General features: G+C 53.0%; 24 protein-coding genes and 2 pseudogenes. 13 read left to right on the top strand and 13 right to left on the bottom strand.

Features of this window, described 5'->3' with window-relative positions:
• Window positions 1-6: 6 nt before the first annotated feature.
• Genes AEST_RS14895 through AEST_RS14885 form a run of 3 tightly spaced genes read left to right on the top strand, consistent with a single transcriptional unit; the run spans window position 7 to window position 1233 of the window.
• Window positions 7-564 carry a YqgE/AlgH family protein gene (locus AEST_RS14895; RefSeq protein WP_008610041.1) on the top strand — a complete coding sequence of 186 codons (558 nt, stop codon included), beginning with the start codon at window positions 7-9 and terminating at the stop codon, window positions 562-564.
• Window positions 564-983, top strand: coding sequence for a Holliday junction resolvase RuvX (gene ruvX / locus AEST_RS14890; protein ID WP_008610039.1), 420 nt, complete (start codon window positions 564-566; stop codon window positions 981-983). Before AEST_RS14895 ends, ruvX begins: the two co-directional genes overlap by 1 nt.
• Window positions 967-1233 carry a DUF1653 domain-containing protein gene (locus AEST_RS14885; protein WP_008610037.1) on the top strand — a complete coding sequence of 89 codons (267 nt, stop codon included), beginning with the start codon at window positions 967-969 and terminating at the stop codon, window positions 1231-1233. Before ruvX ends, AEST_RS14885 begins: the two co-directional genes overlap by 17 nt.
• A 10-nt stretch (window positions 1234-1243) precedes the next feature.
• Here AEST_RS14885 and AEST_RS14880 read toward each other — a convergent pair whose 3' ends face one another.
• Window positions 1244-2131, bottom strand: a complete 888-nt coding sequence (locus tag AEST_RS14880; RefSeq protein WP_008610035.1) for a tRNA/rRNA methyltransferase — start codon at window positions 2129-2131, stop codon at window positions 1244-1246.
• Between the two features lie 107 nt (window positions 2132-2238).
• Here AEST_RS14880 and AEST_RS14875 point away from each other — a divergent pair, with 107 nt between their 5' ends.
• Both AEST_RS14875 and AEST_RS14870 read left to right on the top strand, forming a co-directional pair.
• Window positions 2239-3078, top strand: a complete 840-nt coding sequence (locus AEST_RS14875) for a 23S rRNA (adenine(2030)-N(6))-methyltransferase RlmJ (RefSeq protein ID WP_008610033.1) — start codon at window positions 2239-2241, stop codon at window positions 3076-3078.
• A gap of 2 nt (window positions 3079-3080) precedes the next feature.
• A complete protein-coding gene (locus AEST_RS14870) occupies window positions 3081-3860 on the top strand; it encodes a S1/P1 nuclease (protein ID WP_008610032.1) in 780 nt (259 codons plus the stop codon).
• 68 nt (window positions 3861-3928) lie between these two features.
• Here the strand turns inward: AEST_RS14870 and AEST_RS14865 are convergent, their stop codons facing one another.
• Together AEST_RS14865 and AEST_RS14860 are read right to left on the bottom strand one after the other, a co-directional pair.
• A complete protein-coding gene (locus AEST_RS14865) occupies window positions 3929-4474 on the bottom strand; it encodes a hydrolase (RefSeq protein WP_008610031.1) in 546 nt (181 codons plus the stop codon).
• Between the two features lie 42 nt (window positions 4475-4516).
• Window positions 4517-4843 carry a DUF440 family protein gene (locus AEST_RS14860; RefSeq protein ID WP_008610029.1) on the bottom strand — a complete coding sequence of 109 codons (327 nt, stop codon included), beginning with the start codon at window positions 4841-4843 and terminating at the stop codon, window positions 4517-4519.
• Between the two features lie 101 nt (window positions 4844-4944).
• Here AEST_RS14860 and rlmA point away from each other — a divergent pair, with 101 nt between their 5' ends.
• Window positions 4945-5820, top strand: coding sequence for a 23S rRNA (guanine(745)-N(1))-methyltransferase (gene rlmA, locus AEST_RS14855; protein WP_238534619.1), 876 nt, complete (start codon window positions 4945-4947; stop codon window positions 5818-5820).
• Window positions 5821-5842: 22 nt separating this feature from the next.
• Here rlmA and AEST_RS14850 read toward each other — a convergent pair whose 3' ends face one another.
• The gene (locus tag AEST_RS14850) at window positions 5843-7054 is read right to left on the bottom strand and encodes a serine hydrolase domain-containing protein (protein WP_238534618.1); all 1212 of its coding nucleotides are present in this window, start codon (window positions 7052-7054) and stop codon (window positions 5843-5845) included.
• 259 nt (window positions 7055-7313) lie between these two features.
• Between AEST_RS14850 and AEST_RS14845 the strand changes: the two genes are divergently transcribed.
• From AEST_RS14845 to AEST_RS17615, 4 genes and pseudogenes are all read left to right on the top strand, one after another.
• Entirely contained in the window at window positions 7314-8750 is a 1437-nt protein-coding gene (locus tag AEST_RS14845) for an efflux RND transporter periplasmic adaptor subunit (protein WP_008610025.1), read from the top strand.
• Window positions 8751-9503, top strand: a complete 753-nt coding sequence (locus AEST_RS14840; RefSeq protein ID WP_008610024.1) for an ABC transporter ATP-binding protein — start codon at window positions 8751-8753, stop codon at window positions 9501-9503.
• Window positions 9500-10231: pseudogene (locus AEST_RS17620) on the top strand (ABC transporter permease); the annotation flags it as partial. The gene AEST_RS14840 and the pseudogene AEST_RS17620, both read left to right, overlap by 4 nt.
• Window positions 10232-10366: 135 nt before the next feature.
• Window positions 10367-10726 (top strand): annotated as a pseudogene (locus AEST_RS17615) (ABC transporter permease); the annotation flags it as partial.
• 76 nt (window positions 10727-10802) lie between these two features.
• Here the strand turns inward: AEST_RS17615 and AEST_RS14830 are convergent.
• Window positions 10803-11219 carry an MAPEG family protein gene (locus tag AEST_RS14830; RefSeq protein ID WP_008610021.1) on the bottom strand — a complete coding sequence of 139 codons (417 nt, stop codon included), beginning with the start codon at window positions 11217-11219 and terminating at the stop codon, window positions 10803-10805.
• 130 nt (window positions 11220-11349) lie between these two features.
• On the opposite strand from AEST_RS14830, the gene AEST_RS14825 reads away from it, so the two are divergent.
• From AEST_RS14825 to AEST_RS14815, 3 genes are all read left to right on the top strand, one after another.
• Window positions 11350-13407 carry a site-specific recombinase gene (locus tag AEST_RS14825; protein WP_008610020.1) on the top strand — a complete coding sequence of 686 codons (2058 nt, stop codon included), beginning with the start codon at window positions 11350-11352 and terminating at the stop codon, window positions 13405-13407.
• Window positions 13408-13572: 165 nt separating this feature from the next.
• Entirely contained in the window at window positions 13573-14163 is a 591-nt protein-coding gene (locus tag AEST_RS14820; protein WP_008610019.1) for a thymidine kinase, read from the top strand.
• Between the two features lie 11 nt (window positions 14164-14174).
• Complete coding sequence (locus AEST_RS14815; RefSeq protein WP_008610018.1) at window positions 14175-15206, top strand: MJ1255/VC2487 family glycosyltransferase; 1032 nt, start codon at window positions 14175-14177, stop codon at window positions 15204-15206.
• On the opposite strand, the gene AEST_RS14810 is transcribed toward AEST_RS14815, so the two are convergent.
• The 8 genes from AEST_RS14810 to AEST_RS14775 are packed head-to-tail and all read right to left on the bottom strand — an operon-like array spanning window position 15195 to window position 21005.
• Entirely contained in the window at window positions 15195-15515 is a 321-nt protein-coding gene (locus tag AEST_RS14810) for an EscU/YscU/HrcU family type III secretion system export apparatus switch protein (RefSeq protein WP_008610017.1), read from the bottom strand. The two genes, AEST_RS14815 and AEST_RS14810, sit on opposite strands and share 12 nt — an antisense overlap.
• Window positions 15516-15539: 24 nt before the next feature.
• Entirely contained in the window at window positions 15540-15974 is a 435-nt protein-coding gene (locus AEST_RS14805) for a DUF2802 domain-containing protein (protein ID WP_008610016.1), read from the bottom strand.
• Window positions 15974-16468, bottom strand: a complete 495-nt coding sequence (locus AEST_RS14800; RefSeq protein ID WP_008610013.1) for a chemotaxis protein CheW — start codon at window positions 16466-16468, stop codon at window positions 15974-15976. The genes AEST_RS14805 and AEST_RS14800 overlap by 1 nt, the downstream gene beginning before the upstream one ends.
• A gap of 25 nt (window positions 16469-16493) precedes the next feature.
• The gene (locus tag AEST_RS14795; protein ID WP_008610012.1) at window positions 16494-17357 is read right to left on the bottom strand and encodes a chemotaxis protein CheW; all 864 of its coding nucleotides are present in this window, start codon (window positions 17355-17357) and stop codon (window positions 16494-16496) included.
• A 1-nt stretch (window position 17358) separates the two neighbouring features.
• A complete protein-coding gene (locus AEST_RS14790) occupies window positions 17359-18135 on the bottom strand; it encodes a ParA family protein (protein WP_008610011.1) in 777 nt (258 codons plus the stop codon).
• Between the two features lies 1 nt (window position 18136).
• A complete protein-coding gene (locus AEST_RS14785) occupies window positions 18137-19108 on the bottom strand; it encodes an OmpA family protein (RefSeq protein WP_008610009.1) in 972 nt (323 codons plus the stop codon).
• A gap of 3 nt (window positions 19109-19111) precedes the next feature.
• On the bottom strand, window positions 19112-19855 hold the full coding sequence (locus AEST_RS14780; protein ID WP_008610007.1) for a flagellar motor protein: 744 nt from the start codon (window positions 19853-19855) through the stop codon (window positions 19112-19114).
• Window positions 19848-21005 (bottom strand): protein-glutamate methylesterase/protein-glutamine glutaminase, encoded by a 1158-nt coding sequence (locus tag AEST_RS14775; protein WP_008610005.1) that lies wholly within the window; start codon window positions 21003-21005, stop codon window positions 19848-19850. Before AEST_RS14775 ends, AEST_RS14780 begins: the two co-directional genes overlap by 8 nt.
• Between the last annotated feature and the right edge of the window lies 1 nt (window position 21006).

The raw sequence follows: 21006 nt of genomic DNA, 5'->3' as shown, positions 1-21006 counted from the left end.
AACAGTATGCAAGGTTTCCAGAATCATTTCTTAATCGCAATGCCATCACTGGACGATCCGATGTTTAAACGCAGTGTCACTTACCTGTGTGAACATAACGAAGAAGGCGCCATGGGCATAGTGATCAATCATCCGATGAATGTGTCACTGGCTGAGCTGTTAGAGCAGTTGGAAATCAGCTACGATGCCAAGAGTCCGGCGGCACAGGCCAAGGTGGTTGCCGGTGGGCCGGTACAGCATGACCGTGGCTTTGTATTGCATACCGCCAAACCCGGTTATCACAGCAGTTTACAGCTGGAAAATGGTTTAATGGTTACCACCTCGAAAGATATTTTGCAGGATCTGACTACCGAGCAGGCACCGGAGAAGTTCTTACTGGCGCTGGGCTATGCTGGCTGGACTGCCGGCCAGTTGGAGCAGGAAATCGCCGATAACAGCTGGTTGGTGATCCCGGCCGACAACCGGATTATTTTTGATCTCAGCCATGCCGAGAAATGGCAAAAGGCCACTGCCAGTATCGGTATTCAACCATGGCAACTAACCGGTGAGGCAGGACACGCCTGATGACCGCCCGCACCATTTTATGTTTTGATTATGGTATAAAAAGCATCGGCGTGGCCGTAGGCTCAGAGCTTACTGGCAGCGCCACCTTGCTCGCGGCTTTAAAGGCCAAAGACGGGATCCCGGATTGGCAGCACATTGAACGCTTAATTCAGGAATGGCAACCACAGCTGTTGTTAGTGGGCTTGCCACTAAATATGGACGGCAGCGAGCAGGAGTTTACCGCCCGTACCCGCAAATTTGCCAACCGCTTACATGGCCGCTTTGGTTTACCTATCGCTTATCATGATGAGCGTTTATCCACCGCCGATGCGCGTAGCCGCTTATTTGCCGAGGGCGGTTATCGCAATTTAAGCAAGGATAAGGTGGATAGCCTGTCAGCGCAGATTATTTTTGAAGGCTGGTATGAACAACAAGGCTAAACCGGCGTTAGCGCCGGGTTATTATCAGCATTATAAAGGCGCTTATTATCAGTTGCTGGACCTGGCCAGGCACAGTGAAACTGAGGAGTGGCTGGCGATCTACCGGGCACTGTATGCTGACTTTGGCCTTTGGGCCCGCCCTGCCACCATGTTTGCCGAAAACGTTGAAATTGCCGGTGAGCTGATCCCGCGTTTTCAGTATATCGGCACTGAGCCGCCGGCAGGTTTAACCCTGCCAGTTGCCGATTAGGCCGCCAGCATTAGCCTTGCTGCTGCCGGTACCACTCGCCTAAAATCAGGCTGGCCGCGACACTGACATTCAGTGACTCTACCTTGCCCGAGCCCGGAATTTGCAGCGCAATATCGGCACTCTTAGCCACATTTTTCGATACGCCAAACATCTCCTCGCCAAATACAATCACCACTTTGGCTGGCAAGGCCGTGTTATAAAGTGAGCTGCCGCCGTGGCTGGAGGTGGTAATCAGCGTATAGCCCGCGTCTTTACAAAGCTTAAGCGCCAGCGGTAAATCATCACATGCCAGGCCATCGACAAACTCACCACCGCCTTCAGCTGTGCGTAAAGCGGCACCGGATTGTAATAACTGCGGCTCGCGCATAATAATGCCGTTTACGCCAAAGTGGGCGCAGCTACGGGTAATAGCGCCCAGATTGTGCGGATTGCCGACCCCATCTAAGGCAAGTAAACAATCCTGTTTACGCTTTTCCCGCAAATACAGCGCCAGGCTGGTGACCGGCTTGCGCTTCACCAGCAGCACTATGCCACCGTGGTGCTGACTGCCGGCTACTTTTTCCAGCTCAGTCTCATCCACCAGATGATAGGCGCGCTTTTGCTGCGCCAGATATTTCATTAAGTCCGAAAATTTGGGCGCTAACTCGCTGTTGATATAAAGCCGGATAATCGCTTCCGGGCGCTGGCGGAATAGCTCGCGACAGGCATTTTCGCCATATACCTTGGTTTCCTCCTGCCGCGGCGCCTTTGCCGTTTCTTTAGCAGCGGCTTTTGGCGAACTTAGCCCAACCGTAGCGCTCTGGCTAACTGCGGCTTTCGCTTTTGTCTGGCGCTGCCAGGGCTTTTGCAGTGGGTCGCGGCTTTTGGCGGCGGATGATTTCTTGTTGCTGACAGACATGCGGAGTCCTGACGGATTAACTAAGCTTAAGACCGGCGGCTATGATACTTGTTTTTTTACGCTAACGCAGTATCCTTGCCAGCCTGAACCCGTTCTAAGGTTAATGCATGCTCAGTTACCGCCACAGTTTTCACGCCGGCAATCATGCCGATGTGTTAAAACATCTGACCGAAGTTGCCATTCTGGATTACCTGCTGCAAAAAGATAAACCGCTGTGCTATCACGACACCCATGCCGGTGCCGGCCTGTACAGCTTGCAAAGCAGCCAGGCGCAGAAAACTGCCGAATATACTGAGGGTATCGGCAAGCTGTGGCACTATCAGCCGCAAAGCCCATTACTTGGCAAATATCTGGATGTCGTAAAGCAGTTAAACCCGGATGGCGAACTGAATTTCTATCCCGGTTCACCTAAGATTGCCGCCATGCTGCTGCGCGCCGGCGATCAGCTGCAGGCCACCGAGCTGCATCCAAGTGATTTTCCGCTGCTGCAAAGCCAGTTTTTACAGCGCCGTTTAACACGGATTGAGAATATTGATGCCTTCGCCGGTATTAAGGCGATGCTGCCACCTTTAGTTAAACGCGGCCTGGTATTAATTGACCCGCCGTATGAGCTGAAAACCGAATATCAGGATCTGATTAAAGGCCTGCAGGAAGCCTATAAACGCTTCCCACAAGCAACCTATGCTATCTGGTATCCGGTGATTGAGCGCCATAGTATTGAACAGTTTATCGCGGCCATTGTCGCCACCGGCATTAAGAATCAGCTGCGGATTGAATTTAACCTGCATGCCGACAGCCCAGGCCATGGTATGACCGGTAGCGGTATGCTGGTGATTAATCCGCCCTATACCCTGGCGCAAAGCCTGGCGCCGGCACTTTCCGAAGTGCAGCAACAGCTGGGCAACCCAGCCAGTCATTATCAGATTATGCAACTTGTTGGAGAATAACCATGCGCCTGGCGCTTATCGTTTTATTGTTAACCCTGAGTAGCTATAGCTATGGCTTTGGCCGCACCGGTCATGCCATGGTGTGTGATATGGCCTTGCAGCTGTTGTCCGCTAAGGCACAGCAGCAAGTCGCCAGCCTGGTTGAAGCCTCGCCGCACCATGAGTTTGGTGCCGCCTGTGCCTGGCCGGATGAAGTGCGTAGTCAGGAGGAGTTTCGTTGGACGGCACCGCACCACTACGTCAATATGCCACGCGGCGAAAAACAGGTGAAGGCCGAATATTGCCCGGAGCATGGCTGCATTTTATCGGCGATTAGCATGATGCAGCAGCGCCTGAGCGCCGATAGCAGCGACTGGCAAGCACTGCTTTTTTTAGCCCACCACCTGGGTGATCTGCATCAGCCATTGCATGTCAGCTATGCTGATGACCTTGGCGGCAACCGCACTGCAGTCTATTTCTACAGCCATGAACTGCCAACCAATCTGCATGGCGTCTGGGATAGCAATATGCTGCATAAGCTTGGCTATGACGAAGATTTTCTGCTGCAGGAGCAGTTATTTGAACAAATTACCGCTGAGCAGCGCGCCAGCTGGCAACAGGGCGAGGTACTCGATTGGGCCAATGAGTCGGCGGCCATTACCTATGATATTTATCAACATTACCGCCCCGGCATGTTGATTGACGATGCCTATCTGGAACAATACCAAGGGGTGCTGCTAACCCGCTTGCAGCAGGCAGCAGTGCGCTTGGCGCTGGTTCTGGAGCTGATTTTCGGTGAATAACTTGGCGTATCTGACCCCGAACCCTGGTTCGGGGTCAGATACCTTTGGTTTCGCTGTTAGTGTCGCTGTTAGCGGATCCAGCCTTTACTAATTTGCCGGAATAACTTGGTGCCGGCCCGCTCCAGCCATTCAAAGGCTACCATTTCACGACTGACCAGCACTGCTCCCGCTTGCTGCATCCGGTTTAACCCCAGTTGCTTGTTTTCAGCCGTACGGGAGCCTACCGCATCCGTCACCACAAATACCTGATAGCCCGCCGTCAGCAAATCCATAACAGTTTGCAGCACACAAACATGGGTCTCAGTGCCTATTACCACCACCTGACGGCGACCACTCTCTGCCAGGCGCTGCTGAATATGGGCTTCGCGACAGGCACTAAAATGGATTTTCTCCAGCACCGCATCGGGCGTCAGCCATTCCAGTACCGAAGGTAAGCTGTGTCCCAAGCCTTTGGGGTAATGCTCAGTAGCCAGTACCGGCACCTGACATAAACCGGCGACCTGTAACAACCAAATCGCTGCGCGTTCCACTTCATCAGTCAAATCTATAGCGGGTGCCAGTTTGGTTTGTAAATCGATCACTAGTAGCTGACATTGTCCGGCGTTAAGTAACATGAAGTACTCCTGAACTGATTCGGCTGACTTAAAACAGCTAACTTAAAACTGACCGCGCCATAAGGCATGACACAGGGTTTCGTCTTTATCACGGCTTAGCAGAATGCGCGCCAATATCTGATCTTCCGCGCCTGCTTCACCACTGAGACCAATTTGCGCCTCAAAATGCAGTTCCGGATCCAGCTCGCCGCCGGCTAATTCTTCCCAGCCGGCACCCGGCGGCAGCAAATCGACATAACTACGGTCTTCATAGTGTTGCTGATAGGTCTGATAATCACTGGCGCTTAAATTATCCGGCGCCAGTTCATCAAAAATATCAAAGGCATGGTCGCACAATTCATCCAGCGACCAGAGTTCTAGGTGTTGCATCTTTGTCTCCTGCTTGGTGTACCTCAGTATAACACTGCTGCCCGGTGCAAACAGCTTTTGCCACCAAACAACGCATTATCAGACAGGTAATAAGTGTATAATTGCAGCCAACTTTGGGTAACTTTGGGGATCTGACCCTCAACGAGGTTGAGGGTCAGATCCCAGAATCAGGCTTGGTTATGTATATCTGTCCACTTTGTCAGGCGCCACTGCTACAACAGGCACAGCAGTTTTGCTGTCCACAGCGCCACAGCTTTGATCTGGCCCGCGAAGGCTATGTGAACTTACTGCCGGTACAGCAAAAAAAATCCAAAGATCCCGGTGATAATCAGTTAATGATGCAGGCCAGACGTCAGTTCCTGCAAGCCGGCTGGTATCGGCCTGTCGTGACGGCTCTGATTGAGCAGCTGTCAGCCTTAGCAGTAAGCGAACTGTTGGATTTGGGTTGCGGTGAGGGCTATTACAGCGGTCAACTGCAGCAGGCACTGCCGGCGTTGGCAATCAATGGCGTAGATATTTCTAAAGCAGCAATTAAAGCCGCTGCCAAACAGTATCCGCAAGTTAGCTTTGCCGTTGCCAGCAGTTACCAGTTACCTTTCGCAGCCGCCAGTTTTGATGCTATTTTGCGCATCTACGCCCCTTCGCTGGATGCAGAGCTATGCCGGGTATTGCGTGACGGTGGCGCTTTGTTTAGTGTCAGTCCGGCGCCGGAGCATCTAAAGGAAGTCAAGGCGGCGGTTTACCCGCAGGTACGGTTACACAGCGCTGAGGTGGTCGCCATCGACGGCTTACAACATGTGCAGCGACAGCGGCTAAGTTTTAGCTTACAGCTGCCGACCGATGATCTGAAGGCGCTGATTACCATGGTACCACTGGGCTGGAAATTCAGTCCGCCGGCGCTGGAGCACTTTATCGCCGGCGCACCGGCGATAAGCTGTGACTTTTATCTGGATCGCTATCAAAAACCGCTGCCCTGAACCGGCAGCAGCGCTTTAACAGTTAACAATCTGCCGCTTTGGCTTGAGGTGGCGAGGCTTGAGATTGCGAAGCTGGCGCTTTGCACCCGGCCAGCATCAGCTGCCGGTCCTGCTGCTGCAAAGCCGTAAACATCGTGGACCAGAAATGGGTCGTTAATTCGGTGATCACTCTGGACTCGGCATTCATCAGGATCACCAACCCCAATTCGCGCTCTTTGGAATAGGCCAGTTCGGCGCGAAAACCCTGCACCCAGCCACCGTGAAATACCAGCTGTTCCTGTCCAAACTTATACAGGCGCCAACCCAGACCATAGTGTGCATCCTTCAGGTGAGGCCGCCACATCTGGCGATTTAAGTAGCGCGGTGTCCTGACCTTACGGCTGGTGATTTGCTCCAACAAGGGTTCAGGCAGCACGTCCGGGTTATATCCCAGTTGGGCAATCAACCAGTAGCCTAAATCAACCGCACTGGCATTAACACCGGCTGCCGGCGCAAAGCGATAGTAGCTCTCATTCACCGCGCGGGCGTGCCACTGGCCCCGTGCTTTAACATGGGGTGTGGCCCGGTTTGGGCTATCCAGATAGCCCTGTAACCCCACCGATGCGGTCGGCATTTTTAACGGTTCAAAAATATTTCGCTTCAGCAAGGTGGCATAGTCCTGCTTGGTCGTTTGCTGCAGCACCGGCTCAATCAGGCTAAATAACACATTCTGATAGCCATAACACTGCCCCGGATTACACAGCGGATCGAGCTTATTAAAATGCGGAATAATCCGCTCTGGCGGGTAATTAGCCTCAATCAGGTTATCGTAGGCATTGGCTATCACCCCGGTACTTTGCGATAACAGGTGTTCAACCTTCAGCTTATTGTTAAAGGAGCGGGTTTTAAAGCTTAGTTCCGGTACATAACGCACCACCGGATCGTCCCAGCGAAAATGGCCTTGCGCTGCCAGTATTGCCGCCAGACCGCCAGCAAAGGTTTTGGATACGGAAGCAATCCGGAATACGGTATAGGCATCTACCGGCAAATTCGAGCCCACTTCACGCACACCATAACCATTGGCAGCGATAATGCGGTTCTTATACACGATGGCATAGGCGGCGCCGGGAATGTTTTGCTCCGCCATTTGTTGTTGAAAAAACTGCTCAAACTCCCGTACCAAAGGATCGGGAACGGCGGCATTGGCAAGACTACTGGTGAGCAGTAACACCAGACTACAGACTCTTTTCAGCACTGGGACCTCGGCAACGTCAGGTTGCTTATTCAGTTTTCTTATATTGTTAACGCCGTTCACACCAACACAGCGTCTTATCTTATGTCACTATCATAGCAGTAACTTTTAGGCTTGCTCCAGCCGCAGCCAGCGAAAAGCCGCGATTAATCGTATTTTTTCGCCTTCTCAGCCGGCTTTACACAACCTTTACCCTACCCCCTCTTTGTCAGTCTGGCGTAACTGGTTATAGTAAAACCAGAAATTTTATGGAGTTATTTCTATGCGCCTTTGGCAGATCCTGATTGTTGTCGCCTTGCTGGCCGGGCTGGGCTGGTACCTGATGCCCGATAATAAAGAACAAATTCAATATCAAACCCAAAGCGTCAGCCGCGGTGATATTGAGAGCGTGGTCAATACCGCCGGCACCACCCGTGCCGTGGTCACGGTGGAGGTCGGTACTGAAGTCTCGGGTCTGATCACCGAATTACTGGCTGATTTTAATGACGATGTGACTCAGGGTCAGCTGATCGCGCGCCTCGATGACCGTACTTATCTGGCCAGATTACGCCAATCCGAGGCCGACGTGGTGATGGCCAAAGCCAATCTGGAGCAACAGCAGGCCAACTTATTAAAAGCCGAAGCAGAATTAAGCCGGGCCGAGCGCGCCCACCAACGCCAGCAACAACTGATGAGCCAGGGGCTGACCAACCAGAGTGAACTGGACACCGCCTTGGCTAACTTTGAAACGGCACGGGCGCAAATCAGTGTCGCCCGTGCTCAGATCAGCAGCGCTCAGGCACAATTGCTGCAACGGGAAGCGCAGTTAGAGCAGGCCAAACTGGATCTGGATCGCACCCAAATCCGCTCCCCGGTCAATGGCACCATTATTGACCGTCAGGTTGATATTGGGCAGACCGTTGCCGCCAGCCTGTCAGCACCAACCCTCTTTATCATCGCTCAGGATCTGCGGCAGATGCAGATTGAAGCCGACGTTGACGAAGCCGATATCGGTAAATTAGCTGAAGGCCAGCAAGTCAGATTTCAGGTCGATGCCTATCCGAACCGCCAGTTTAACGGCCAGGTGTCGCAGGTACGCAAAGCTGCGACCAACGTTTCCAACGTCGTGACCTACAAAGTGATTATCGATGCACCAAACCAACAGCAATTACTGTTACCCGGCATGACAGCCAATATCAATGTCATTCGTGGCCAGCAAACTGACGTGCTGCGGGTACCTAATGCCGCGCTGCGTTTTCGGCCCGCCGGCGCGGCCAACCCCGCAGCTTCGCAACCGGATCCGGCTGCTGAGCTGATCCGGGAGCTGGGATTAAGCAGCGATAAAGCCAGTGCGGTGCGCCGGGTCTTTGCTGACTTTACCAGTGGCTTACAGCAGGCGCGCAGCGCCAGTGCCAATAACCCGATGACTGATATGCGGGCGCAGATGCAGCAACTGCGACAAAAGCTAAACAATGAGTTACAGCTGGTACTGTCGGAGCAGGAGTATCAGCGCTATAGCGAAATAAACGCCCAGCGCCGCCAGCAACGGGGCCAGGGTGACAGCGGTACGGCAGCCACTGTTTGGGTGCTGGATAGTAAGCAACAACCCAAGGCCATCAACCTTAGGGTTGGCCTTAGCAATGACGAGTACAGCGAGGTGTTGTCCGGTGAACTCAGCCAGGGCGACAAGGTGATAGTCCGTGCAGTCAGGGTGGAATAAATGCAAAACGCGGTGATGGCAACCCTGAAGGTTGAAAAGCACTACCGGATGGGTGAGCAGGTACTTAAAGCCTTAAAAGGGGTCAGTGTCAGTATCGGGCAAGGTGATTTTGTTGCGGTGATGGGGCCTTCCGGCTCGGGTAAGTCCACCTTTATGAATATGCTCGGCTGTCTTGACTCTCCGAGCAGCGGGCAAATATTACTGAAAGGCACTGATGTTACTAGGATGAGCGCCGCTGAACTGGCGACAGTGCGCAACCGGCACATCGGCTTTGTGTTTCAGCAGTTTAATTTACTGCCACGCACCACTGCACTGGACAATGTGATGCTGCCACTGCTGTATACCGCTATGCCAAGGGCACAAGCCCGGGAGCGGGCCCAGCACTGTCTGGAGCTGGTTGGTCTGGGTAAACGCCTTGACCATCATCCATCACAGCTTTCTGGTGGTCAGCAACAACGGGTGGCGATTGCCCGGGCACTGGTAAATGAACCAGATATTATTCTGGCGGATGAGCCCACAGGGGCCCTCGATACTGAAACCGGGCTTGAGATCATGGCTTTATTCCAGCAACTGCATCAGCAAGGTAAAACGCTGGTACTGGTTACCCACGAGCCGGATATCGCCGCCTTTGCCAGCCGGCAACTGGTATTTCGCGATGGCTTACTGCTGACCGATCGGCAAAGTTCGCCACTGGATGCGCAGCAAGCACTGGCAGACTTCAGGCAACACCGATTGGCGGAGGCACTGAAATGAATAGTCTGATGCTGTTAAACGTAGCCTGGGTGGCACTGCGGGTCAATTTACTGCGCAGTATTCTGACCATGCTGGGGATTATTATTGGTGTCGCCGCGGTTATTATTATGCTGGCACTGGGCTCCGGTGCCCGTTACGAAGTAGACCAACAGATCAAGAACCTTGGTGGTAATGTCTTTATTGTGTTTAGCCGGATGCGTTTTATGGGCGGCGCCCAGCAAGGTGGCACCGGTCAGAGCCTGACCGAGATGGATGCCCTGGCTATTGAAAATCAGATCCCGCAGGTAACAGTGGCCGCGCCCATGGTGCAATCGTCGGGTCAGGTGATCTACGGCAACCTGAACTGGGCTCCCAGTATCCTCGGTGTCGATAATAAGATTTATCAGGCCCAAAGCTGGTCACTCGCCGAAGGCCGCACCTTTACTGAAACCGAGCTAAGCAGCGCGGGTCGGGTAGCGGTAATTGGCCAGACCGTAAAACGTGAGCTATTTGGTGCCAGTGATCCGCTGGGGCAAACCGTGCGCATTAACAAGGTACCGGTCACCATTATCGGCGTATTAAACGGCAAAGGGCAGAATACTCAGGGCAACGATCAGGATGATATCGTCTTTATGCCGATTGATACCGTGCGTAAAAGGATCTCCGGTATCACGCTGTCGAGCCCGAAAGCCGTGCGCTCCATAGTAGTGCAGGTGGCCTCCGATCGGGATATGCCACTGGTGGAACAGGAGCTGGATGCCCTGCTCAGACAGCGGCTGCGCACCACCGCTAACGACCCGCCGTTTCGGATCCGTAATTTATCCGAGATGGTCGAAACCCGTGCCCAAACCATGCAGATTTTTAATGGCTTACTGGCGGCTGTAGCCTCAGTTTCGCTGTTAGTGGGAGGCATTGGCATTATGAATATTATGCTGGTATCGGTAACAGAGCGGACCCGGGAAATTGGCCTGAGGATGGCGGTTGGCGCCAGGCCGGCCGATATTTTGCGCCAGTTTTTGATTGAAGCCGTGCTGCTCTGTGCCCTCGGTGGCGCCCTGGGTTTAACGCTGGCACTAGGCACCACCTGGGCGGTGGAGCACTTTTTGGGCTATACCGCTATTATTGAGCCACAAGTGGTGCTGATGAGTATTGGCTTTTCGGCCTTAATCGGCGTCTTTTTCGGTTATTATCCGGCGCGCAAAGCCTCACGCTTACAACCGATAGAAGCACTGCGTTACGAGTAACGAAGCCTTCGCAAGGCAGCAAGATAAGAGAGGGCGTAGTTTCAAGTTTGATGCTACGCCCTGCTGGCGCTGTCGGTCAGATTAAGGCCAGCAGCAATAAGCGCAGCCAGATAATCCAGAGCACCAGACAGCCAAGTAAAAATACCCGGAAGCGGCTACGCAGCACATTACTGCCAATGTGGATCAGGCTATGCCAGTAGCGAAGTACCACAAAGGTTGCACCCAATAGTACAAAGCCAAGATCGGCAAGACCGAACTGCAGAATAAACAATACCGCGGCAATGTATAACAGCGGCATCTGGAACTGATTATCAAAATTACGGCTGGTCGCTATCACCTGCTCGTTGGCACCGCTCAGGTCCATAGTGCGAAACGCCGCCATCTTAATCTCTTTATTTTTGGCCGCCTGAAACCGCCGCCGCCCCATCAGGATCATTACGCCACTGGTCAGTAATACCTGGGCAAATACCGTCAGTAACAACCATTTTTCCATTTTTATTCCTTAGATTCTGTGGTTTACTGCCGGCAGTATGCCGCGCTCAGCCAGAAGCATGCAACTTTTTACTGTGAACCGGCTCTTAGTTGACAATGAACCGCGACTGAATCATCGGAACAAGGAATTAATGGAACAAGCTAATGCTCTGATGCTGCTAAAAAGTCTGGCCGCCGAACAAGATGGTCTGGCCTTGTTAAAAACCCTGGTTAAGTGGCTACAGGGGCCACGTTTTAGTTTTGAGCGCCGCAAAAGAGCGCAAAAGTTGCTGGAAACCCTGGCCTTGTACCCGGCCGAGCAACGTCAGATCGCCGATACGCTGCTAAGTTGGCTCTGTCAGGTGCATCTGTATCCGGCCTTGGTCAGTCTGGGCGTATTTTCCCGCCGCGGTTTTTTACGCGAGCTGTCCAGCCGACTGTACGAAAAAATCAACCCTGCGCCACGCGATCTGACCGAGCTAAAAGATGTGCTGGCGGAGCTGTATAAAGAGGTGGCTCACGACGAAGAGGCTGACGATAGCAATGAAGGACTGCTGCTAAAGCTCAGTCAACTCTTGCTGCCAGCGGCCAGCCCGACGGTATTAGCGCAATTCGATGCTCATCTGCGCGAAGAGACATTATGCGCCCTGGAGATGCTAAGCGTTTGGATCGCCGCCGAAGAGATGGAGCCGGATCTGATGCGCCTAGATAAGCGCCTGAATAATATCGACTCGGCCTTTATCGCCCTGCACCGTGAGCTGACCGCACTGGTGCAGCACTGCCGCCAGCAGCAGGAACAACCTTATGATGTCGCCCATTATCATGTGATGATGGCGCAGTGTAATGAACAGGTTGACCGGCTACGCCGGCGCACAGCAACAGCGGGGAGCTCTGTTGCTGTAGCTCATCTTCTGGAGCGACTGGAGCAAACGCTGCAACGGATCACCCAACTGGTCACACTGGTTACCTGCGGACAAGCGCCCCAGTTACGCCAGCTAAGTATTGAACTGGCCGGGCAGTTGCTGGATACCAGTCGCGATAATAGCAGTGTCCGGGCCCTGTGGCGCAGTAGCACCCAGTTATTATCGAAAAGCATCAGTGTCAATAAAAGTAGTCATGGTGAGCACTATATTGCGCGCGATAAAAAGCAGTATCTGCGCTTATTTGGCTCAGCTGCCGGTGCCGGTGTGATTATTGCCTCTATGGCTTTGCTGAAGATTTATATCGAAAGCCTGCCATTATCGGCTTTTAGCAATGCGCTGCTGGTTAGCCTGAACTATGGTCTGGGCTTTGTGCTGATCCATTTATTAGGGCTGACGGTAGCCACCAAGCAGCCAGCGATGACCGCTGCCAGCTTTGCCGCAGAAGTTGAAAAAGGTGAAAACGGCCGCGCTGCCCATAAAAAACTCGCCACTCTGCTGCTCGATGTAAACCGCTCGCAGTGGGCCGCCGTCTGGGGTAACGTCAGTGTCGCAGTAGTGACCGCCAGCAGTATCGCGCTGGCATACGCTGCCTGGCAGGGTAAGCCGCTCCTGGACAGCGCCGCCGTCAGCTATCAGTTACAAGCGGTCGCTCCCTGGCATGGCTCGTTGTTTTTCGCCGCTATTGCCGGGATCTGGCTGTTTTGCTCAGGTATCATCGCCGGCTTTTTTGATAACAGAGCCAATTATCTGGATCTGCGGCAACGGCTTTATCACCACCCGTTGCTGAAGAAACTGCTGCCGGAACGCCCCCGCCACGCCTTTGCCAACTACTGGCATGATAACTATGGCCCCTTGGCCGGTAATTTTATCTTCGGCCTGTTACTGGGCATGACTGGCTACGTCGGCTATTTGCTGCAACTGCCGCTGGATATCCGCCATGTCGCCTTCGCCTCAGCTAATCTGGGTTACAGCACCATCAGCGGCGGCCTGGGGCCCTTTAGCTTTTTGTTTTATTTATCTCTGGTGCTGCTGATTGGCTTTGTTAACCTGTGGGTCAGCTTTACGCTGGCCTTAACGGTCGCACTGCGCGCCCGCGGCAGCCGGATCAGTAAATTCTCGCTGCTGCTAAAAGCGGTAGTGGAACAAATTAAACAAAACCCGCTAAATCTGTTTGTGCCGGTTACGGTGCTGGCAAAAACCACTGCCGCGGTTAAAAAAGCCGAAGATAACCCTGCTGCTGTTAAAAAAGCAGAAGACAGCCCTGCTGAGCCCAAACAACAGTCCTAGCTGCCGGCCCAGGTGCCTGACGTGATGCCTAATTACACCGCCGCTCAACGTATTGCGCGGCGGTGTTTCGTTTAAACCGCACTGTCTTACTGCTGTCATATTGCTACTTTATATTTTCTGCCAGAGTCTTGTTATACTGCGCCTTCAACTGCAAAAGGTAAGCTTATGGCGCAACTCTATTTTTATTATTCGGCAATGAATGCCGGCAAGTCGACCTCGCTGCTGCAAAGTGCCTACAACTATCAGGAGCGCGGTATGACCGTCGCGATCTATACCGCAGCGCTGGATCATCGCTTTGGTTTAGGTAAGGTCAGCTCGCGGATTGGGCTGTCGATGGACGCCCATATTTTTGACGCGGACTTTGACTTTGTGCGACACATTGACCAGCTAAAACAACAAGGCCGGCTCGATTGCGTGCTGATTGACGAGGCGCAGTTTTTAAGTAAGGCCCAGGTCAGGCAACTCACCGATGTGGTTGATACTCTTGGGATCCCGGTGCTGGCATTTGGCTTACGCACCGATTTTCTCGGGGAGACCTTTGCCGGCAGTGAGGCGCTGTTAGCCTGGGCCGACAAATTGATTGAACTGAAAACCATCTGTCACTGCGGCCGTAAAGCCAACTTCGTAGTGCGGCTGGATGAACAGGGACAACCGGCCAGAGCTGGCTCCCAGGTACAGATTGGCGGTAATGAAAGCTATGTTTCAATGTGCCGCCAGCACTTTAAAGCGCTTGTCTGGCAAGTCGACGACGATTAATGGAGTAAAGTATGCGGATCCTCTATGGTGTGCAGGCAACAGGAAATGGTCATATCAGCCGCGCCCGAGCCATGGAGCCGTATTTACGCCAGCAGGGTGCCGAGGTCGACTTTCTGTTTTCCGGCCGCCCGGCGGAGCAGTTTTTTGATATGCAGGCCTTTGGCCATTACCAGCTAAGACAGGGTCTGACCTTTGTCACAGCGGCGGGCCGGGTAAATTACTGGCAAAGCTTCCGCCAGGCCTCTGTACGGCAACTGTGGCAGGATGTCCGCCAATTGGATCTGAGCCGTTACGATATTATTCTGAACGATTTTGAACCGGTAACGGCCTGGGCAGCACGGCGGCAGAAAAAACCCTGTATCGGCATTGGCCATCAGTACGCGTTTTTGCATCCGATCCCGATGGAAAACGCTAACCTGCTCAGTCAGGGCATCTTTCGTTACTTTGCCCCTGCCAACTATAGCCTGGGATTACACTGGCATCATTTTAACGCCCCTATCCTGCCGCCGATTATTCATACCACCTTTGAAGCGGTGGCCAGCGAACCGACACTGGTGCTGGTCTATCTGCCGTTTGAAGATCAGCAACAGGTGTTACAGTTATTGTCGCCACTGACCGAATATCAGTTTAGTGTGTTTGGCCCGGGCCTGCCGGCACAGCAGCTGGGGCACATTCAAACCCAGCCGCCTAGTCTGGATGCCTTCAAACAAACGCTGGCGCGCTGCAGCGCAGTGCTGAGCAATGCCGGTTTTGAGTTAATTAGTGAAGCGCTGCAATTGCAAAAACGCATTCTGGTTAAACCGCTACAAGGGCAGATGGAACAGCAGTCAAACGCTCTGGCACTAACGAAGTTAGGTTTGGCAGAGCGCAGTGATAGCCTTAACAGCGCCGTGATTGCCAACTGGCTGCATAACGATAGTCAACTAAGACAGGTACAGTATCCGGATGTCGCCAGGGCCATTTGCCAGTGGCTGGCAGCTGATACGCCGGATCAGGCGGCGAGCCTGAGCAAAGCGTTATGGCAGCAGGTATCAGGTTTTTAGGTCTATACGTTGGTGAATATTGTGCCAGTTATCCGGGAACTTGCCCTGCAGCACATAAGAAAACGCAATCAGCTCGGCAATAATCAGATAAAGCTCGCGCGGGATCTGTTCGCCCAGTTCTAGCTTACTCAGCAGTTTACTTAGCTCAGCATCTTCATGGATCAAGACACCATGCTCGCGGGCCAGCGCAATAATATCGGCAGCTAACTGACCATGGCCTTTGGCAATGATCAGCGGCGCCTGACTGCCGTCATACTTTAGCGCACTGGCACTAAGTTCGGGATGGGGATTATCGGTTTTGTCCGGCATAGTGTCACCTGCGCCAGCGCAAGCTTACTGACCGCGCTGCTGGCGGTGTAAATTAAATAACAGTTCAGCTTCAGCCCGTGGCAATTCACACTCACGGATAATTTCTTCCAGATCGGCGCCAAGCTCTACCATTTTCACTGCCCGGCTGTAGATCTTGCTTTCAGGATCGCTTAAAGCAATAACTTGCTGTTGCTGTTGTAACTCATCCAGGCACTGACGCAAGCCCTGTTGCTGCTCCTGCATCTTCAGCACCCGCTGCCCCACGCCAATCAAGCCAGAGCGCAGCTCCTCGAGTTCGGCGTGTAGCTGCTGGTTCTGGCTTTGCGCCGCGTCAAACTGTTGCTGCAAGATGCCCAGCTGCTCAGCTTGCTGGCGCAGCCGCTGATACCCGAAGGCGGCAGTGAGCAGCAGTAGGATCGCCAGCGCGGCCAGTGCAACAGTAATCAGTATGATATTCATCAGATGCTACTGATTTCGTCCCATTCTTCGTCATTCAGTAATTTATTCAGATCAACCAGAATTAACAGCTGACCATCGCGGTTAGCAACGCCTTGAATAAAACGGGCACTCTCGTCAGTACCGACATTAGGCGCGTTATCAATTTCAGATTGTTTCAGATAGACCACTTCCGCCACGCTATCGACCAGAATACCGATCACCTGCTTCTCAGCTTCAATAATCACTACCCGGGTATTATCGCTGACTTCTGCCGGCGGTAAACCAAAACGGGCGCGGGTATCAATCACTGTTACCACATTACCACGCAGGTTGATGATCCCCAGCACATAATCCGGTGAACCCGGTACCGGTGCAATTTCGGAGTAACGCAACACTTCCTGCACCTGCATCACGTTAATACCGTAGGTTTCTTCCTGCAAACGGAAGGTTACCCACTGCAATACCTGATCCGCGGCCTGGTTCTTATCAGCTTGCTCTGAAAACTTACTATTCATCTACAGCTCCTTTGGGTCTGCTGGTTCAGGCGTTAATATCAAGGCCCTGGTTTAATAAATTGACCAGCTCATCAACATCAACGAGTACACATTTTTGCTCTTTAATCAGGCCCGCCATCCAGGGACGTTTCCCCTCGTGCTCACGCCATTTTATTTGTTCTGGTTCTAGCGTAATGGTGTCAATTAATTGCTCACAACTCAAGCCCCAATCGCTGGTTCCCAGCATAATAACATATTGATAGTTTAGCTCTGTTGCCAGCTCCGGGGTATATTTTTCCGGCATCACCCAACGGGCAGTATCCACCAGCTGAATTTTTTGTTGCCGATGCAGCATAATGCCTTTAAACCAGTCTGGTTTGCCAAATAACGCATTCACGGCACCGACTTCATGAATACCGCCAAGTTCGGTCAGCGGCACCGCAATTTTTAAACCGGCGACACTGAAAAATAATGCCTGAAAACGCTGCTGGCGATAGGTTTTTTCGGTTTTCAAAACGGTCGCGGCTACCGTAGGTTGCGCCAGACGCTCGGCGATCGGAATAGCGCGTTGCAACATCTCCGGCGTATTCAGCACTGCGGGTGCGCTCTGAACCTCTGGTGTGGTCTGCGTTTTCGCCGTGGTTTGCACTTTTGCTGTAGCAGGCACCACCGGCTCTGCGGCCTTGGCAACGGGCACGGCCTGAGCCAGCAACCGATTTAATTCTGCTTTACGACTCTGTGCCAGCTCGGCTTCAGCAAGTGTCGGCGCCGCTGTAACAGGGACTGCCGCTTTCGCTGCGGCTGGCTTGGCCACAGCTGCTGGCGCCGGCGGCTGCTCAGCATCATCCTCGGTTAACAACGCCTGCAGATAATGCTGGATGACCTTCTGACTCGCAATAAGACTGCTCATTTCAGGCCTCCGGACTTAACTGTAACAGATAGGTCAGTAAGGTATTATAGGCAAAGACGCCGCGAGAATTACCGGCAAAGACATTGGGCGGGGTTTGTGCCAGAGAGGCATCACGAAACTTGGTATCTACCGGCACTACGGCAGACCAGACCCGATCCTGATATTTAGCTTTCAGCTCTTTATAGGCCTCCAGTGAGGCTTTGGTCCTTTTATCGTACATGGTTGGGATTATAGTAAAGGTCAGCTCCTGCTTCGAGCTACGCATCAACGCCATAGTAGCAATCATCCGGTCCAGGCCCTTCAGCGCCAGAAATTCGGTTTGTACCGGGATCAATACCCGATCACAGGCCGCCAGTGCATTAACCATCAACACCCCCATTACCGGTGGGCAGTCAATCAGGACATAATCATAATCCTGCTCTATCAGCTTCAGACCTTTCTTTAGGATCAGGCCCATACCACTCTGGTTTCCTAACGAGCGGTCCAGCGTCGCCAGTGACATTGAAGCCGGCAGGATATCGAGCCGTTCTGCCGTACTGGGGCAAAGTGATTGCAGAATTTCCTCACGGCTGATGGCTTTACCCCGGGTGAAAATATCGTAGACACTGACTTCAAGTTCTTCGGCGTCAATACCAAAGTAATAGGTTAAAGACGCGTGTGGATCCATATCGACCAACAACACACGATAGCCGCGCTCAGCTAACAAACCACCCAGTGTGACAGTAGTGGTGGTTTTACCGACGCCACCTTTTTGATTCGCAATAGTCCAAATTACCACGTTATGGATCCTGTTGTTCGGGTACCGCGTCGGGGTTATCACGACGGGTAGTGATCCGGATGCCGCCACCTGGCAGGCTAATCACCTGAATGGTTCCATCCTCGCTTTGTATCTCGCCAGGCTGTGGCTCGGCGATGACTGCCGGCAGCTCGGCAGGGCGCACATTATTATCAGGCCGGTAACCGTAGCGGGAAATCGCAATTTCCACCTTACGGTTAGCGGCCCGTCCCGCAGCCGTACTGTTATCCGCGGTCGGATAATACTGGCCGTAACCCTCTATCGCCATACGCTGCGGCGGCGTGCCCTGACTTTCCAGCAATCTGAGTACTGAGGTCGCCCGCGCCACCGACAGTTCCCAATTCGACGAGAATAGCTCATTCGCGATCGGTACATTATCAGTGTAGCCGCGTATGCGTAAAAAATTATTGATCGGGTTTATAATTTTACCAATTTCCTGCAGTACTACCCGTGCCGAATTGGTTGCCGCCGAACTGCCGGATGGAAACAGCAAGCCACTACTCAGTTCAATCACTAACCAGTCTTGCTCCAGTCGAACCTTGGCTAAACCCTGGTCCAACAGTTGCGTCAGCGACTGGGTGAGTTCCTGCTCCAGCGATTGTAGCGGACTTCCCAGATAATGCTGGCGAAGATCGGTCAACTCTTTGGCATCAGCTAATAGCTCCGGGCCTTTTGCCTGCTCTAATGAGCTGCCATAGCGTTCAAAGTCACTTTGCGGTACAGTCTGAGTTAACACGCCAGCGCCGCTGAGGCCGGTTTCACTTTGCCGCGGTTTATCAAAAATCCGGGTCAAAGACTCTGTTAAAACACTGTATTCTTCCTGCTTTAACAGCGACAGGGCGTAGAGCACCACGAACAAGGCAAACATCAGGGTCATATAGTCAGCATAGGAAACCAACCAACGGTCAAGATCTTCGCGCTCTGTAGTTTGCTGGTGTCTGCGCTGCCGGTACATAGCTTAGCCCGGTAAATAGGATTGCAGTTTAGGCTCAATGGCTTTGGGATTCTGGCCCTGAGCGATAGAAACCAGCCCTTCAATAATTAGCTCGTGGTACAGGCTTTGCTGTTGGATCAGGTTTTTTAGCTTATTGCCTATCGGGATAAACACCAGGTTGGCAAAACCTACACCGTATATGGTTGCAACAAAGGCAGTGGCAATGCCTGCGCCGAGCAACTTGGGATCACTGATATTGGCCATCGCCTGGATCAATCCCAACACAGCACCAATAATGCCGATAGTCGGGCTGTAGCCCCCCATGGCTTCAAAGATTCTGGCACCGCGCAGTAAACGCTCGCGCTCCAAGCTAAGCTCGGCATCAAGCGTCGCTTGCAATTGCGCGGCATCGGCACCGTCAACCAGTAAGTTCAGCCCGCGATGTAAAAAGGGATCACTTTCCTGCAGCGCAGCATCTTCCAGAGATAAAAAACCATTCGCCCTGGCGGCAGAACCCCAATCGACAATCCGGCCGATGGTGCGTTTCACGGGTAAGCGCGAGGACTGAAACACCCAGGGTAACAGGCGAAAACCAAGTTGAAACTGGTTAAAAGGCGTCTGCAGCATCACGGCGCCGAGGGTACCACCGAACACGATGATAAAGGCCGGTAAATGCAGCAAGGTAGCAACAGCACCGCCCTCCAGCATAAAGCCACCGGTCACGGCAAGCAGCGCCAGCAGCAGACCGCCAAGCGCCAGCTTATCCATGCTTTAATTCCTGCAGTATGCGGGTAGCGACATCTTCCAGACTTACTTCCTGATCCATTAAACCTGCTGCAGCAATGGCTTGCGGCATACCGTAAACCACGCAGCTGGCTTCATCCTGGGCCCAGATGGTAGCGCCCTGCTGTTTCAGTAGTCGGGCGCCTTCCCGGCCATCGGCGCCCATTCCGGTCAGTACTATTGCCAACACCTTGTCCTGGTATACACGGGCAGCAGTGGCAAAGGTAATATCGACGCTGGGTTTAAAAGTGATCCGTGGCGAATCATCTTCTTTGATCCTTAAGCGTGCCTGACCTTCTGAACCTTCCACCAACATCTGCTTACCACCAGGTGCCAGATAGGCGACGCCGGGCCTTAACAGATCATTGTCTTCGGCTTCTTTTATTTCAATTTTGGCCAAACTATTCAGTCGCTGTGCAAAAGCTCCGGTAAAGGCGGCCGGCATATGCTGGATCAGAATAATCGGCAACGGGAAGGTCGCTGGCAACGCGGTCAGGATCCGTTGTAACGCGACAGGCCCGCCGGTCGAGGTACCGATAGCGACAATTTTATAATCCTTGCCACTAGCGCTGAAATGACTGCGTGGCGTTAAAGCCGGCCGTTCGAAACGACCGCGCTCTGCTGCCCCAGACTCCGTTGTCCGCTCTGCCGGTCTGCTACCAAGTGGCTGGCGCAGCGTACTGCTCTGGCTATTACGGGCTAAGGCTGAACTACTAAAGGTTGAACGCCCCAATGGCCTGCGTCTGGCTACCGCCCTGACCCGCTCGCGCAGTAATTCACCGGCTTCCTGTTTATCGCGGGCAATATCCTCAAATTTCTTTGGCAGAAAATCAACGGCACCGGCCTCCAGCGCATCGAGCGTGGCTTTAGCTCCCTCGTGGGTCAAAGATGAGAACATCAGAATTGGAATACGCTGGACCTTTAAAATCTCACGCACTGCTGAAATGCCGTCTAAAACCGGCATCTCAATATCCATGGTGATAACATCGGGTTTTAGTGCCAGCGCTTTTTCGACCGCTTCGCGGCCGTTCACTGCACTGTCGATAACTTCCAGCTCTGCATCAGCCGACAGGATCTCCTGTAACCGGCGGCGGAAAAAGCTGGAGTCATCAACGATTAATACCCTAATTGCCATA

Origin of the sequence: Alishewanella aestuarii B11, from assembly GCF_000280055.1 — a bacterium.
Taxonomy (GTDB): domain Bacteria; phylum Pseudomonadota; class Gammaproteobacteria; order Enterobacterales; family Alteromonadaceae; genus Alishewanella; species Alishewanella aestuarii.
The sequence above is the reverse complement of the archived record's forward strand: the minus strand, read 5'-3'. Positions and strand labels throughout refer to the sequence as shown.

What these genes read in the sequence shown, in the direction of transcription:
- AEST_RS14895 (WP_008610041.1), top strand. Translation starts at nt 7, where the DNA reads ATGCAAGGTTTCCAGAATCATTTCTTAATCGCAATGCCATCACTGGAC.
- ruvX (WP_008610039.1), top strand. Translation starts at nt 564, where the DNA reads ATGACCGCCCGCACCATTTTATGTTTTGATTATGGTATAAAAAGCATC.
- AEST_RS14885 (WP_008610037.1), top strand. Translation starts at nt 967, where the DNA reads ATGAACAACAAGGCTAAACCGGCGTTAGCGCCGGGTTATTATCAGCAT.
- AEST_RS14880 (WP_008610035.1), bottom strand. Translation starts at nt 2,131, where the DNA reads ATGTCTGTCAGCAACAAGAAATCATCCGCCGCCAAAAGCCGCGACCCA.
- AEST_RS14875 (WP_008610033.1), top strand. Translation starts at nt 2,239, where the DNA reads ATGCTCAGTTACCGCCACAGTTTTCACGCCGGCAATCATGCCGATGTG.
- AEST_RS14870 (WP_008610032.1), top strand. Translation starts at nt 3,081, where the DNA reads ATGCGCCTGGCGCTTATCGTTTTATTGTTAACCCTGAGTAGCTATAGC.
- AEST_RS14865 (WP_008610031.1), bottom strand. Translation starts at nt 4,474, where the DNA reads ATGTTACTTAACGCCGGACAATGTCAGCTACTAGTGATCGATTTACAA.
- AEST_RS14860 (WP_008610029.1), bottom strand. Translation starts at nt 4,843, where the DNA reads ATGCAACACCTAGAACTCTGGTCGCTGGATGAATTGTGCGACCATGCC.
- AEST_RS14845 (WP_008610025.1), top strand. Translation starts at nt 7,314, where the DNA reads ATGCGCCTTTGGCAGATCCTGATTGTTGTCGCCTTGCTGGCCGGGCTG.
- AEST_RS14840 (WP_008610024.1), top strand. Translation starts at nt 8,751, where the DNA reads ATGCAAAACGCGGTGATGGCAACCCTGAAGGTTGAAAAGCACTACCGG.
- AEST_RS14830 (WP_008610021.1), bottom strand. Translation starts at nt 11,219, where the DNA reads ATGGAAAAATGGTTGTTACTGACGGTATTTGCCCAGGTATTACTGACC.
- AEST_RS14825 (WP_008610020.1), top strand. Translation starts at nt 11,350, where the DNA reads ATGGAACAAGCTAATGCTCTGATGCTGCTAAAAAGTCTGGCCGCCGAA.
- AEST_RS14820 (WP_008610019.1), top strand. Translation starts at nt 13,573, where the DNA reads ATGGCGCAACTCTATTTTTATTATTCGGCAATGAATGCCGGCAAGTCG.
- AEST_RS14815 (WP_008610018.1), top strand. Translation starts at nt 14,175, where the DNA reads ATGCGGATCCTCTATGGTGTGCAGGCAACAGGAAATGGTCATATCAGC.
- AEST_RS14810 (WP_008610017.1), bottom strand. Translation starts at nt 15,515, where the DNA reads ATGCCGGACAAAACCGATAATCCCCATCCCGAACTTAGTGCCAGTGCG.
- AEST_RS14805 (WP_008610016.1), bottom strand. Translation starts at nt 15,974, where the DNA reads ATGAATATCATACTGATTACTGTTGCACTGGCCGCGCTGGCGATCCTA.
- AEST_RS14800 (WP_008610013.1), bottom strand. Translation starts at nt 16,468, where the DNA reads ATGAATAGTAAGTTTTCAGAGCAAGCTGATAAGAACCAGGCCGCGGAT.
- AEST_RS14795 (WP_008610012.1), bottom strand. Translation starts at nt 17,357, where the DNA reads ATGAGCAGTCTTATTGCGAGTCAGAAGGTCATCCAGCATTATCTGCAG.
- AEST_RS14785 (WP_008610009.1), bottom strand. Translation starts at nt 19,108, where the DNA reads ATGTACCGGCAGCGCAGACACCAGCAAACTACAGAGCGCGAAGATCTT.
- AEST_RS14780 (WP_008610007.1), bottom strand. Translation starts at nt 19,855, where the DNA reads ATGGATAAGCTGGCGCTTGGCGGTCTGCTGCTGGCGCTGCTTGCCGTG.
- AEST_RS14775 (WP_008610005.1), bottom strand. Translation starts at nt 21,005, where the DNA reads ATGGCAATTAGGGTATTAATCGTTGATGACTCCAGCTTTTTCCGCCGC.